Annotated in this window: 13 protein-coding genes; 11 read left to right on the top strand and 2 right to left on the bottom strand. The window is 64.6% G+C overall.

Going from position 1 to position 13,920, the window contains the following annotated elements:
• Nucleotides 1-64: 64 nt before the first annotated feature.
• Both U1839_RS10625 and U1839_RS10620 read right to left on the bottom strand, forming a co-directional pair.
• Nucleotides 65-1,288, bottom strand: a complete 1,224-nt coding sequence (locus U1839_RS10625; RefSeq protein WP_332803612.1) for a GGDEF domain-containing protein — start codon at nucleotides 1,286-1,288, stop codon at nucleotides 65-67.
• 123 nt (nucleotides 1,289-1,411) lie between these two features.
• Entirely contained in the window at nucleotides 1,412-3,721 is a 2,310-nt protein-coding gene (locus U1839_RS10620) for a putative bifunctional diguanylate cyclase/phosphodiesterase (RefSeq protein ID WP_332803611.1), read from the bottom strand.
• Between the two features lie 98 nt (nucleotides 3,722-3,819).
• Here U1839_RS10620 and U1839_RS10615 point away from each other — a divergent pair, with 98 nt between their 5' ends.
• The 11 genes from U1839_RS10615 (at nucleotide 3,820) to U1839_RS10565 (ending at nucleotide 13,919) form a co-directional block, all read left to right on the top strand.
• Entirely contained in the window at nucleotides 3,820-4,521 is a 702-nt protein-coding gene (locus U1839_RS10615) for a TorF family putative porin (RefSeq protein WP_332803610.1), read from the top strand.
• A gap of 227 nt (nucleotides 4,522-4,748) precedes the next feature.
• Complete coding sequence (locus U1839_RS10610) at nucleotides 4,749-6,914, top strand: TonB-dependent receptor (RefSeq protein ID WP_332803609.1); 2,166 nt, start codon at nucleotides 4,749-4,751, stop codon at nucleotides 6,912-6,914.
• 128 nt (nucleotides 6,915-7,042) lie between these two features.
• The gene (locus U1839_RS10605) at nucleotides 7,043-7,615 is read left to right on the top strand and encodes a NifU family protein (RefSeq protein ID WP_332803608.1); all 573 of its coding nucleotides are present in this window, start codon (nucleotides 7,043-7,045) and stop codon (nucleotides 7,613-7,615) included.
• 54 nt (nucleotides 7,616-7,669) lie between these two features.
• Nucleotides 7,670-8,260 carry a malonic semialdehyde reductase gene (locus tag U1839_RS10600; RefSeq protein WP_332803607.1) on the top strand — a complete coding sequence of 197 codons (591 nt, stop codon included), beginning with the start codon at nucleotides 7,670-7,672 and terminating at the stop codon, nucleotides 8,258-8,260.
• A gap of 61 nt (nucleotides 8,261-8,321) precedes the next feature.
• Nucleotides 8,322-8,945 (top strand): tRNA (adenosine(37)-N6)-threonylcarbamoyltransferase complex dimerization subunit type 1 TsaB, encoded by a 624-nt coding sequence (gene tsaB, locus U1839_RS10595; protein ID WP_332803606.1) that lies wholly within the window; start codon nucleotides 8,322-8,324, stop codon nucleotides 8,943-8,945.
• A complete protein-coding gene (gene rimI / locus U1839_RS10590; protein ID WP_332803605.1) occupies nucleotides 8,942-9,427 on the top strand; it encodes a ribosomal protein S18-alanine N-acetyltransferase in 486 nt (161 codons plus the stop codon). Before tsaB ends, rimI begins: the two co-directional genes overlap by 4 nt.
• 96 nt (nucleotides 9,428-9,523) lie before the next feature.
• Nucleotides 9,524-9,937 carry a Ros/MucR family transcriptional regulator gene (locus tag U1839_RS10585; RefSeq protein ID WP_281125884.1) on the top strand — a complete coding sequence of 138 codons (414 nt, stop codon included), beginning with the start codon at nucleotides 9,524-9,526 and terminating at the stop codon, nucleotides 9,935-9,937.
• 117 nt (nucleotides 9,938-10,054) lie between these two features.
• Nucleotides 10,055-10,477, top strand: a complete 423-nt coding sequence (locus tag U1839_RS10580) for a Fur family transcriptional regulator (RefSeq protein WP_281125950.1) — start codon at nucleotides 10,055-10,057, stop codon at nucleotides 10,475-10,477.
• Nucleotides 10,449-11,360 carry a lysophospholipid acyltransferase family protein gene (locus U1839_RS10575; protein WP_443030601.1) on the top strand — a complete coding sequence of 304 codons (912 nt, stop codon included), beginning with the start codon at nucleotides 10,449-10,451 and terminating at the stop codon, nucleotides 11,358-11,360. The genes U1839_RS10580 and U1839_RS10575 overlap by 29 nt, the downstream gene beginning before the upstream one ends.
• A 27-nt stretch (nucleotides 11,361-11,387) precedes the next feature.
• Entirely contained in the window at nucleotides 11,388-12,710 is a 1,323-nt protein-coding gene (miaB, locus tag U1839_RS10570) for a tRNA (N6-isopentenyl adenosine(37)-C2)-methylthiotransferase MiaB (protein WP_332803604.1), read from the top strand.
• Between the two features lie 210 nt (nucleotides 12,711-12,920).
• Nucleotides 12,921-13,919 carry a PhoH family protein gene (locus U1839_RS10565; RefSeq protein WP_332803603.1) on the top strand — a complete coding sequence of 333 codons (999 nt, stop codon included), beginning with the start codon at nucleotides 12,921-12,923 and terminating at the stop codon, nucleotides 13,917-13,919.
• The last annotated feature ends 1 nt before the right edge of the window (nucleotide 13,920 follow it).

The raw sequence follows: 13,920 nt of genomic DNA, 5'->3' as shown, positions 1-13,920 counted from the left end.
TGGCATGGGTGCGGGCGATCCGTCAGCCTGCCTCACATGATCCAGAGGCCGGCCTTGTCGAACTCTAGGCGGCGACGGATTCCTGCACGGCATCACGCGGTCCGATGGCCCGGTTGCGGCCTGCAGCCTTGGCCTCGTAGAGCCTGACGTCGGCCGCCTTGATTGCCTCGGCAAAGCCGCTTTCGGTATCGAGCAGCGAGATCCCGGCACTCGCCGTCACCGGCCAGCCGAGTCCGGCAACCTCGCGCGCGACCGCCTGCGTCACCCGGCGACGCAACATCTCCGCCTCCTGCTGCGGCTGGTCGCCATAAAGCAGCAGCGCGAATTCCTCACCGCCAAGCCGCGCGACATAGCTCCGCTCGGAACGCAGCGCGCCGGCGACGGCGACGATCACGCGATCGCCGACATCATGGCCAAAATCGTCATTGACCCGCTTGAACAGATCGATGTCGACGATCGCCACCGCGCGCGGCCGCCGCGCGGCGAAGCGCACCGCCAGCCCGCGCCGATTGTCGAGCCCGGTGAGCGGATCGGTATGCGCCATGATTGCCAGCGCGGCCGCACTCGCCCGTGCCTCGTCATGCTGGTGCTTGAGTCGCATCAGGCGATCGCCGATACCGACCGAGGTCAGCAGCATCTCGAGCGCGAGCGCGGCGAACAGCGCATAGAGGAACAGCGCGAAGGGCCGCCCAAGCACGATGTCGTGGAACAGGCTGGTCGCCCCGACGGCGATCAGGCAGGACCACGCGGCCGTCTGAAAACGCGCCATGCGACTGCCGCGCGCGATCGCCTGGCCGAGCGCGAAGCACAACAACAGCAGCACGCCGACCAGCGCGGCATTGCGCAGCGCCATGTAGAGCGGCGGGCACGGGTGAAGCAGCATCGCCGGGCTGGTCAGCGCAACGACCCACACCTGGTGGCCAAGCAGGCGATGGACGCGCGGCGAGATCATCCCCGGTTCGAGCAGGCTGCGAAGGAACAGCCCGATGATGGCGATCGCGGAGTCGAACAGCAGGTCACCCAGCACCTGCCGCGCGAACCCATGGCGTGGAAACCACGGTCCGAGCGGCAGCGACGACAGCGTGATCGTCAACGCGATGAGGATCAGCACACGCGCGCCCTGCCATATCAGGAAACGTTCGCGCAGAATCAGGAAGAAGGCGATGTTGTAGGCGACCGGCAGCAGCAGGAAGCCAAGGAATGCGCCGGTCAGCACACCGGACCAGTCGAGCCGGGTATGATCGGCGAAACTGGATTGGGCAGCAGCGGGCGTGGCACAGAGAAGCAATGCGACCGCGAGCGGCCCCCAGCGCCTGTGTGATTGCCCTGCCGTCATTACGCGCCCTTCCGGGAAAGTACGTAACGGGGGTGGGGCTGATTTTTGGTTAAGAAATGGGAGCCGGCATCATTCTCAGGGGACGCGCGCATGCGGCAGCAGCAGGACGGCGGCGCCTGAATCGATCTTCGCGCGCGATCTGGTTACGTTCTTGAGGCCTCCGGCGAACACTGTGTTGAGTTCGTTTCGCGACACCGGGCACGACAGCAGAAAGCCCTGTAGTGAGTTACATCCGGCTCTGGTCAGAAACACGCTCTGCTCGATGGTATCGACCCCTTCGGCCGTCACCTTCATGCCGCTGGCCTTGGCAAGGTCGACGATCGCCTGAATGATGGGACTTCCGCCTTCGCGCATGTCGATGCCATTGACGAAGCTCTGGTCGATCTTGATCCGGTCAACATCGAACTCCCGCAAATGGCTGAACGACGAATAGCCGGTTCCGAAGTCGTCGAGCGCGATCTGGACGCCCCTGGCCCGCAATGCCGCGAGGTTGGGCTGGCAATTCGCCGCGCTCTCGATGAAGCTCGTCTCGGTGATTTCGAGTTCGAGGCGCTCGGGATCGAGGCCGGTTCGCGCGAGGATGGCGAGTACCCGCTCGGCGAAGCCTTCGTTGCGTAGCTGGATCGCCGAGACATTTACCGACACCGACTGGATCGGCCAATCGCGGGCTGCTGCACATGCTTGCTCGAGCACCCATTCACCGAGTGGCTCGATCAGCCCGGTCGCTTCGGCAACCGGGATGAACATGGCCGGAGAGAGGACGCCGTGATCGGGATGGTGCCAGCGGACAAGCGCTTCGGCGCCCGTTATCTTGCGCGACTGGGCGGAAAAGAGCGGCTGATAGACGACCTCGAACTCATTGCAGGTGGTGAGCGCTCGCCTCAGACCAAGTTCGATCCCCCGTCTTTGCTGGACAGTTGCGTCCATTGCTTCGGCGAAGAACACATAGCGCCCGCGTCCCGCCGCCTTCGCCTCATACAGCGCTATATCGGCCTTGCGCGCCAGTTCCGTCGCCTCGCACGCGTCAGCCGGAGCGAGTGCCACGCCGATGCTGACGCTGATATTGACCCTGGTGCCCGACAACTCGAACGCCTCGTTGACCGCTTCGACGATGCGCATGCAGAGGACTTCGGCTTCGCCGGGCGAATTTACCCCGGTCTGGATGATCGCAAACTCGTCGCCGCCGATGCGCGCGACGATATCGGTTTCGCGCGTCGCTTCGACCAGCCGGCGGCTCATCGCGCAGATCAATTCGTCGCCTGCCGGGTGCCCCAGCGTGTCGTTGACGTTTTTGAACCGATCGAGGTCGAAATAGTGCAGCGCGACCGATTTGCCGGTCCCCCGGCTCTCCGCCAGGGTCCGCGCCAGCCGTTCGTCGAACAGCCCCCGATTGGCGAGTCCGGTTAGCGGGTCGTGAAAGGCTAGATAGATTGCCTGTGCCTGGCTGGCTTGCAACTGAAGAGCGCTTCGATGGATCCGATGAAGGAGCCATGTCACCGTTGCGAGAATGAGCAGCATGGCCGCCGCCGCTGCGGGAAGGATCCGCTGGACCATCAGCGCGCCGGGTCCGAAGGGCTTCCAGATGAGATAGCCGATCGTTGTCCGCGCGCTCGATCGTAGCGGGAGCGCGCGTTCGGGAGGGACGGTTGCCCCGGACCGGGAGAAACGCGCACCATCGAGTTGATATTGTCGCGCCAGCATGTCGGCAAATCTGCCGTCGAGGTGGCGGACGCTGATGTGGATGAACTCCTCACCCGGCGCCTGTTCCGGGGAACCGGTATCCGAGACGATCGGCTTTGCACTGACGATCGAGGGATGGCCATCGATCAAGGCCAGGTCGACAGACCCGGGGGTACGAGCCGATGCGCTGGTATCGCTGGGCGACGGCTGGGCGAGCTTGCGGCGAAGCTCGGCGATCAGGGGAGCCGCCGCAATCCGGGCCTCGCGATTGTAGAGTGACGCCTCGGCGCGCTTGCCTTCGTCCATCGCATAGATCGCATTGCCGTGCGGATCGACGACGAAGACCTCGTCATGTCCGTAATAGGAGTGGAACCAGATTCCGAGATTGCCATCGAGCCACTTGAGGTTGAGCCGTGGCTTGCGGACCTCACGAACAGCCTCTTCCCAGATGGTCGCGCCCTCCTGATCGTGCGGGACCTGGGCGATACTGCCCTTGATCACCGTGTCCGCCAGCGCCCGTTGACGTTCCCCTGCCAGTTGGTTCGCCTGATTGGCCGACAAGGTGACGACTGTTATCAAGAGCGCCGCCAGAGCGACCAGGATCGCCAATGCCGGAAGTGCGACCCGAATCCCAAAAGATGATTGGCGCTGCTTGCGGGGCGCTAAAACAACGGGGCCGTACATCGGGATGGATTGGTCGTTCAAGAATTAAGAAGATCTTAATAAACGCCCCAATTCCGGCACCTTAGGTAGTGCTACGTAGCTTAAGACTATATTGTTATACGGGCTACGAAACCCCGCCCATGCAATCGCGCCAAAACTCTGGATTAGTCCTCGCAGTACTCACCATGCTGTCGACATCGATGCCGAATGCGGCTTCAGCGCAGCAATCCGAAAAGATCCATGTCACCACGACTGCGACACTGATTTCCGACTATCGCTTCCGCGGCGTCAGTCTATCCGATCGCAAACCCGCATTGCAGGGCGGCATAGACCTTGAACGTGATGGATGGTTCGCCGGCGGATGGGCAACCACGCTCGGCCGTCAGAAGGACGCAGGCCTCGAGGTCGACCTTCGCGCCGGCCGAAAAGGCCAGGTAGCCGGCTTGCATTACACGATCGCGGGCAACGTCTATCTCTATCCGGACCTCCCCGATTCGCGCTACGTCGAGATCCAGACCTTTGTCGGGAAAGACATCGGCCGCGGACAGGTCACGCTGGAGACCTCCTTCGCGCCAAAGCAAAACGGCCTTCCTTTCGAAAACATCTACATCGGCATGCAGGGCGATTTGCCGATTGCGCCCGCCGGCCTCTCGCTCGTCGCGCGGGGCGGTTACGAAGACGGGTTCTTCCGCCGCAAGTTCGATTGGGAATTCGGCGCGAGATACACAAAGGGGCCGGTCACGCTTATGGCCTCGATCGTCGGCAGTTCGCTGGGCAGCCGATTTGCACCGCGCGCCGACGGCCGCACCGGGCTGCTACTTTCTGTGTCCGGGAGCTGGTGATGGGCGAAACCGTTGTTCGCCGCCGCCGCGATGCATTCGCGAACCGAAAATTTGCCGCGCGAAGCGCACCGCTTTGTCGTGCGAAACCACATTTCGGAACAGCATTTTCGCTCGTCGCAATCCTGGGCTGGTGCACGCCCGCGATCGCGCAGACGCGAGTAGAGCCCGCCTCCGGCGGGGTCGCGGACCCATCGGAGATCGTCGTCACCGCCCAGCGCCGACCTGAAATGCTGACCCGGACGCCGCTCGCCATTTCGGCATTCGATGAGGCATTCATCTCGCATGCCAAGCTCGACGACATCAAGGATGTCGTGACCTACACGCCGGGCTTCTCGGGCAATTCCGACGATAGCTATATCGACGGACTCGCAATCCGCGGCATCGTCTCGAACGACTATGGCATCGGCGGCGACCCGTCGATCGGCGTGTTCAAGGATGGCGTCTACCAGGGACGCAGCGGAAGCGTCGTCACCTCGCTGTTCGATATCGAGCGCGCCGAAGCCTTGCGCGGCCCACAGGGTTTCCTGTTCGGACGCAACGCGATCTCCGGCGCGATAAGCGTGATCACCAACAAGCCCGTGCTCGATCGGCTCGGCGGTCATGTCGAACTCGGTTACGGCGAGACCAACCGGATCGAAGGCGAGGTCGCGCTCAACCTCCCACTCGGGCCGCATTGGGCACTGCGTCTCGCGGGCTACGCCGTGCGCGCCGATGGCTGGATCGACAATGCCTTCACGCCCGGCGTCAACGACCGGATCATGGGTCAGAAGAAGGCAGCCGCGCGCGCGTCCCTCCTCTATGTCGACGGAGCGCTCCGTATCGTCGTAACGGGCGAATATGAACGCCGGCGGCTCGACGGCACGCCGTATCGCGGCTCCAACGCGGACCGCCAGGTCCTCGACTATCTCGATCAGGCGCTCGGCACACAGGTCGTGATCGGCGGCGGCCCGCGCTCGGTCGACAGCGACCTTCTCAATCCCCGCGACGACGGCTCGATCGGGAGCGTCAACGCGCAGGTGGACCTCGATATTGGCTTCGCGTCGCTCACCTCGATCACAGCCTTTCGGGGGCACGATTTCTTCTATTCGGAGGATTCGGACGGCACGCCACTTTTTCTGAGCAATTATGCGCAGTCGCAACGCGGCACTTATCTGAGTCAGGAACTGCGGCTGGTTTCACCCGGCGGAGGCAAATTGACATGGTCGCTTGGCCTGTCGGGCTACCGCGAGCGCGTCACCGCACGCTACGCGTTCGATGCCAGCGAGGATGCCGTCTGCCGCGCCGGCTTCGGCTACGCCAACTGCAACGCGCTGACGCAGGACCTTTACGGCACTCCCTATGTGCCGGCGGCCGATGGCGTACTCGCCGAGGCGAACGAGGCGCGGAGCACGGCAACCGGCTGGTCAGTCTATGGCGACGTCAACTATATGCCGCTGCCGCAACTCCAGCTTGGCGTGGGCCTGAGGTTCACATCCGACCGCAAGAAGTTCGATCTGAACATCCTGCCAACCACGAGCACGCTCGGCAACATCTGGACATTTGCCTATTTCACCGATGGCGTCATCGAAAGCGCCAAGACCTGGCACGGCCTCACGCCGCGCATATACGCACGCTTCCAGGCAACCGACGCGATAAGCGTCTACGCCAGCGTTACGCGCGGCTACAAAGCCGGCGGATTCGGCACGTTCACGATCGACGCGCCGACATCGGTCGCCGACAATGCGCTCGTTCCCGCCGGGACGCGCCCGGATTCCTTCGAGCCCGAGACCGTCTGGAGCAAGGAGGTCGGCGCCAAGGCCAATCTGTTGGACCACCGGCTACGGTTGGACATCGCAGCGTTTCACTATGTCTACAGCAACCTGCAGACCAACTATTACGACACGAAAACGCGCACCCAGCAGGTGATCAACGTCGGGCGCGTGCACGGCTATGGCGTGGAGGTGGGGCTGACGATCCGCCCAAGCCGTTATTTCGACGTCTACGGCAACTTTGCCTACACGCACACCCGCAAGACCGCCGATCGCGGTTGCACGCTTGCCGATTGCGGCGGTCTTCCCAACCCCGATTGGCAGACAAGTGGCATCGCAACCGCCCACTACCCCCTTCCGCGCGGCGAGGCATATCTCTCCGGCGAGTGGTCTTATCAGGGCAGGCGCCGCGAGGATGTCGATTGGCGCGGCGTGACCCGGCGCGAAGCCTATGCGACGGCGAACCTTCGGCTGGGCTACAAATCGAACGCCGATTGGGAAGTTAATGGGTACGTCCAGAACCTGTTCGACGCGACCTATTATCTCGGCGCTGAAAATGGCGGAGACCTCACGCCGGCCAACCAATGGGGCGTTTCGCAACCACGCAACGTCGGCGTCAACGTTCGCTGGCATATCGGCAACTGATGGACGTGGCCCCGTGCTGAAGGCCCCGGCCCTTCTCCCTTTACGGGCCGAGGACCTGGAGGAATCGGAAACCGGTCGTTTCGCGATCTCGACTTGATCCGCGCCCTCCCCCAGCCCACATGGGCGACATGCTGATCGAAACCGAAACCACGCCCAACCCGGCAACGCTGAAATTCCTGCCTGGCCGTGCGGTGATGCCGTCGGGCACGCGCGACTTCGCCACGCCGGAGGAGGCCGAGGCGTCGCCGCTGGCCGAGGCGCTGTTTGGGCTGGGCGACGTCACCGGGGTCTTCTTCGGCAGCGACTTCGTGTCGGTCACCGCAGCGCCGGGCGTCGCCTGGGCCGGGTTGAAGCCCGATGTACTGACCACGCTGCTCGACCATTTCTCGGCCGACATGCCGCTGTTCAAGCCCGCCAGCGCCGGGTTCGCGGTCGACGGCGGCGAGGAGAGTTTCGCCGACGATCCGCCCGATGCCGACATCGTCGCGCAGATTCGCGAGTTGATCGAAACGCGGGTGCGCCCTGCGGTAGCCAATGATGGCGGCGACATCGTCTATCGCGGCTTCGACAAGGGCAAAGTGTTCCTCCAGTTGCAGGGTGCCTGTTCGGGTTGCCCGTCGTCGAGCGCGACGCTGAAGAACGGGATCGAGCAACTGCTCAAGCATTATGTCCCCGAAGTGACCGAGGTGCGTGCGATCTGATCGCCGCGGCCCGGTTCGCCACTCCTCTTTACGTCCACAGCCAAGGTAATCGCCATGGGCAAGCCGATCGATGACGCCGCACTCGACACGATCTTCCGCACCGCGCGGAGCTATAACGGCTATACCGATCAGCCGGTCGGCGAGAGCGAACTCCATGCAATCTGGGACCTGATGAAGTGGGGCCCGACCTCGGCGAACCAGTTGCCCGCGCGCCTGATCTGGTGTGTGAGCGACGAAGCCAAGGCGAAGCTCGCGGCGTGCTCCAGCGCACAGAATGCGCCGAAGATCATCAAGGCGCCCGTCACCGTGATCATCGGCATGGACCGCGAATTCCACGAGCATCTGCCCGAACTCTTTCCCCATGTCGACGCGCGGCCATGGTTCGCTGACCCGGCGGGTCGCGAGGTCTCGGCCTTCCGCAATGCGACCTTGCAGGGCGCCTATTTCATCATCGCCGCGCGCGCGCTGGGGCTCGATACCGGCCCGATGTCGGGGTTCGACAACAAGGCGGTCGATGCGGCGTTCTTCGCCGAAACGCCCAACGTGACGTCGAACTTCATCGCGACGCTCGGCCATGGCGATCCGGCCACGATCTTTGGCCGACTGCCGCGCCCGGCGTTCGAGAAGTTCAACACCATCGCTTGAAATACTTGCGGCATGGCGCCGCGGCAGTAAGCAACGTCGCCGTGGTCCAAGGCCCCCCTTCATGCTGACCCTGGTCATCGAAACCGCGACGGCGGCATGCTCGGTCGCGCTCATTGCCGATGGTGCGATCGTCGCGGCGCGTCACGAGGTCGTCGGGCGTGGACATGCCGAGCGACTGCTGCCGATGATCGCGGAACTGCCGGGTGGCGGGCGTGCCGGCCATATTCTGGTCGATGTCGGGCCGGGCAGTTTTACGGGCATCCGCGTCGGTATCGCGGCAGCGCGCGGCCTCGCGCTGGGATGGCATGCCGGCATATCGGGCTACTCGTCGCTCGCCCTGATCGCGGCGGCGGGTTTCACGGCAGAACCTGACAGCGAGTCGCTTGCGGTGGTGCTCGAAGGTGGGCATGGCGAGGTCTTCATGCAGCCCTTCGTCGCCCGTCCGCTTGCGCCGATCGCCCCGCTCGCCTCGCTTCGGCCCGAGGCGGCACTGGCAGCGCTCGGCGACCGCGTCGCGATCGGCAACGGCATCCGATTCCTTACCACTATCGCTCCCGGCATCAACGCACGCGAGACGCTGCCGCGTGCCAGCGACGCGCTGCTGCTGCCGCCGAGCTTCTCGCTCCTTGACCCGACGCCGATCTATGGTCGCGCGCCGGACGCGACGCCCATCGCTGCGCAATGAACACGGTGTTCAACATGGTCGAGTTGCGCGTCGGGGGGGTCGGCGATCTGGCGCTGCTCGAAACCATCATGACGGAAGCCTTTGAGCCACGCTTTGGTGAGGCATGGACGCGTGGCCAATGTCTGGGGATCCTCGCCATGCCGGGGGTGTGGTTGACGATCGCGATGGTCGACGGCGAAGCAGCCGGCTTTGCCTTGTCGCGCAGCGTTGCCGACGAGGCGGAGTTGTTGTTGCTGGCGGTAAGACCGGCGCGACGTCGGCGCGGCGTTGGCGCCGCGCTGTTGCGCGCGATGATGACACAGGCACGGGCGACGGGCGCCACGCATGTCCATCTGGAAGTGCGTGAGGGCAATGAAGCGGTCAAATTGTACCATGCGACAGGTTTCGCCAAGGTCGGCGAGCGGCGCAATTACTATCGGGGAGCTTCGGGGCAAACATTCAATGCCCTGACCTACCGCCGTGATATTGCTGTGGAACAATAGGCCGCGATAAAAATGGTTGCCCGGCCCGGCGAAAAGCGCGATAGAACCATAATGGCTTGAATTTGAGCCAGCCGGCTGGGGGGCGAAAGGACAAAAATGGATAATAGTGACGAAATGCAGGAAACCTTGATCACGCTGACCGCGGATATTGTCGCAGCGCATGTCAGCAACAACAGCGTCGCGGTCTCCGACCTGCCGCTGCTGATCAACAATGTGCACGGCGCGCTCGCCGGCCTCGGTGGCCCGGCCCCGGTGGTCGAAGTGAAGCAGGAACCTGCCGTTTCGATCCGCTCCTCGATCAAGCCCGACTTCATCGTCTGCCTGGAAGACGGCAAGAAGCTCAAGATGCTCAAGCGCCACCTGATGACGCATTACCAGATGACGCCCGACCAGTATCGCGCCAAGTGGAACCTGCCGGCCGAATATCCGATGGTTGCGCCGAACTATGCCGAGCAGCGTCGCACGCTGGCCAAGAAGATCGGCCTGGGCACCAAGCGCCGCAAGCGCTGAGCGCTGCACCGCGAGGCTTGAAACGCCGCTGGCGACCATGTGTCGCCGGCGGCGTTTTCGCGCTCCGCCGGTCACTCTGTCCTTTATCAACAAGCTGCGAGGGCCTACATCGACACGATGGCACGCAAGATCGACCTCGAAGCATTGTGCAATGAAAAGGGGCTGCGCATCACCGAGCAGCGGCGTGTCATCGCGCGCGTGCTGTCCGAGGCCGACGACCATCCCGATGTCGAGAAGGTCTATGAGCGTGCCTCGGCGATTGATCCGGGTATTTCGATCGCCACGGTTTACCGGACCGTGCGCTTGTTCGAAGAGGCCGGTATTCTCGACCGGCATGATTTCGGGGACGGCCGGTCGCGCTACGAACCTGCGCCGGAGGCACATCACGACCATCTGATCGACGTCGAGACCGGCAAGGTGATCGAGTTCGTTGATCCGGAGTTGGAGCAACTGCAAAAGGCCATTGCCGAGAAGCTGGGCTTCCGCCTCGTCGACCACCGTATGGAATTATATGGCGTCTCTCTCGACCGCAAGGGTTAGGGCGCTGGGGACGTTCGATCCCGTCGCCCGCGCAGAAGCGGCCGCAGGCATCGCCGCGCCGGTCGATGCGATGGGCTGGATCCGCATCGGCCTGCGTGCGGCGGGGCTGGCGTTGTCACTGCTGCTGATGATCCCGCTGCACTATCTGTGGCGCATGCTCCATATCGGTTCGCCCTGGCCGCGCATCTATCTCAGCTGGGCGGCGCGCCTGGCCGGCGCGCGTGTGACGCGGATCGGCGTACCGCTGCGGCGCGACGTCTTCTACATCTCCAATCATCTCAGCTGGATCGACATCCTCGCCATCGCCGGACAAAGCGGCACCGCTTTCGTCGCCAAGGAGGAATTGCGCGAAGCGCCTGTGGTCGGCTGGCTGGCGACGCTCAACCGCACGGTGTTCGTTAAGCGCGAGAACCGGATGGGCGTTGCCGAACAGATCAACGCCTTGCGCGACGCGCTGGCGGAAAACTGGTCGGTCACCGTCTTTCCCGAGGGCACGACCACCGACGGCCGCTCGTTGCTGCCCTTCAAGACGCCGATGCTGCGCGTGCTCGAGCCGCCGCCGCCGGGCGTGCTCGTCCAGCCGGTGCTGCTCGAATATGGCAAGGTCGGCGAGGAGATCGGCTGGATCGGGGTCGAGAACGGCGTCGATAACGCCAAGCGCATCCTTTCGCGGCGCGGCAGCTTCCCGCTCAGGGTGCACTTTCTCGAGCCCTTCCACCCACGCGACTTTCCCGGTCGCAAGGCGATCGCGGCGGAGAGCCGGCGGCGGATCGAGACCGCACTGATCGCGGTACTGGGCGAGCCGCTCCGCCCCTTCGCCTTCGACGTCGCACCGGTACGCTATGAGAGCCCTGCCGCTGCGACGGCGGAGGGACTTAATTAAGCGCACCGCTTCCGTTATAGCGCCGCGATGACCCGTTCCGCCAAGACCCTCCCCAAGACCTATCACGTCAAATCGTTCGGTTGCCAGATGAACGTCTATGACGGCGAGCGCATGGCCGAGTTGATGCGCGCGCAGGGCATGACCGCGACCGACGACGCCAACAGCGCCGACCTCGTCATCCTCAACACCTGCCACATTCGCGAACGCGCGACCGAGAAGGTTTATTCCGACATCGGCCGGCTGCGGAAGCATGGCAGCGACCCGATGATCGCGGTCGCCGGCTGCGTCGCGCAGGCCGAAGGAGCCGAGATCGTCCGGCGCGCCAGGGTCGATGTCGTGGTCGGGCCGCAAGCCTATCACAATCTGCCCGCGCTGGTGGCGCAGGCCGCGGCGGGGACGGCGGCGCTCGACACCGACATGCCGCTGGCCAGCAAGTTCGGCGCGCTGCCGGCACGCCGCAAGGTCGGGCCGACGGCGTTCCTGACGGTGCAGGAAGGATGCGACAAGTTCTGCACCTATTGCGTCGTTCCCTATACGCGCGGCGCCGAGGTCAGCCGGCCATTCGCGGCGATCGTCGACGAGGCGAAGGCGCTGGTCGATGCCGGCGCGCGCGAGATCACGCTGCTCGGCCAGAACGTCAACGCCTGGGTCGATGCCGATGGGCGCGGGCTCGATCACCTGATCCGCGCGCTCGACCGGGTCGCGGGGCTTAAGCGCATCCGCTACACCACCAGCCATCCCAACGACATGACGCAGGGGCTGATCGACGCGCATCGCGACGTCGAGAGCCTGATGCCGTTCCTGCACCTGCCGGTGCAGTCGGGCAGCGACCGCGTGCTCAAGGCGATGAACCGCAGCCACAGCACCGACTCCTATCTGCGCGTGCTCGACCGGGTGCGCGCGGCGCGGCCAGATATCGCGCTGTCGGGCGATTTCATCGTCGGCTTCCCCGGCGAGAGCGAGGAAGAGTTCGCGGATACGCTGCGGCTGGTCGATGCGGTCGGTTATGCGCAGGCGTTCAGCTTCAAATACTCGCCGCGCCCGGGCACGCCGGCGGCCGAGATGGACGGGCAGATCGCAGCGGATGTGATGGACGAGCGGCTGCAGCGGTTGCAGGCGGCGATCAACCGCGACCAGGCCGCGTTCAACGCCGCGACCGTCGGGCGGACCTGCGACGTGCTGATCGAGCGGCACGGCAAGCTGCCCGGCCAGATGCTCGGCAAGTCGCCCTGGCTGCACTCGGTCCATCTGCTGACCGACGCGACGATCGGCGACCTGCTGCGGGTCGAAATCACCGCCGCCGGACCCAACTCGGTCAGCGCGATCGAGCGGGTGCGCCTCGCGGCATAGCGACGAGTGTGGCGTTTGCGGCACGCTGCCGCACTGAAGTCGCGGGATTAGCGATTTTTTCCTGTCGCGGGCGCACGCTTCCTGTCACATTCCCATGCGAATGATGCGTGCCCGCCCAGCCGTTGCACATCGCGGAGCGATCCGCCTGCCGCACCGTTCACCCTCGTCCCGCTACCGTCGCCCGTCCCTCGCTTCAGTCAAAGGAGCCGCATGAGCCGCAAACCCGTCCCCGCCCAGATCGGTGATCGCAGCCGCGTCGAGCTGCTGTTCGACAAGCCGCAACTCCTCGCCCAGCTGTTCGGTCAGTATGACCAGAACCTCGTCGCGCTGGAGAACCGGCTCGGCGTCTACATCACGGCGCGCGGCAACAAGGTCGGGCTGGAAGGATCGGCCGAGCAGGTGGCGATGGCGCGCGACGTGCTCAACGATCTCTACAAGCGCATCCAGCGCGGCGAGGATGTCGACACCGGGCTGGTCGATGCATCGATCGCGATGGCGGCCGAGCCGATGCTGACCGGCATCGTCCGCGCCGACGGCTCGTCCGCGCCCGGCATCATGATCCGCACGCGCAAGAAGACGATCGTGCCACGCACCCCGGCACAGGCACATTACATGCAGCAACTCGTGTCCAACGACATGATCTTCGCGCTCGGGCCGGCGGGTACGGGCAAGACCTATATCGCCGTGGCGCAGGCGGTGGCGCAGCTGATCACCGGCAGCGTGCAGCGGCTGATCCTGTCGCGGCCGGCAGTCGAGGCGGGCGAGAAGCTTGGCTTCCTGCCCGGCGACATGAAGGAGAAGGTCGATCCCTATCTCCGCCCGCTCTACGACGCGCTGTACGATTGCCTGCCGGCCGAGCAGGTCGAGCGGCGCATCGCCTCGGGCGAGATCGAGATCGCGCCGATCGCCTTCATGCGCGGGCGCACGCTGGCCGACGCCTTCATCATCCTCGACGAGGCGCAGAACACCACGCCGGGGCAGATGAAGATGTTCCTGACGCGCTTCGGCGAGAACAGCCGGATGGTGATCTGCGGCGACCCCAACCAGACCGACCTGCCGGGCGGCGTCGGATCGTCGGGCCTCGCCGATGCGACGATGCGGCTCGCGGGGGTCGAAGGAATCGCGATGGCGCGCTTCACCGCCAAAGACGTGGTGCGCCACCCGATCGTCGGGCGGATCGTCGAGGCCTATGAGGGGCAGGAGGCTTGAT

The sequence above is a fragment of the Parasphingomonas halimpatiens genome, assembly GCF_036663795.1.
Lineage (GTDB): Bacteria > Pseudomonadota > Alphaproteobacteria > Sphingomonadales > Sphingomonadaceae > Sphingomonas.
The sequence above is the reverse complement of the archived record's forward strand: the minus strand, read 5'-3'. Positions and strand labels throughout refer to the sequence as shown.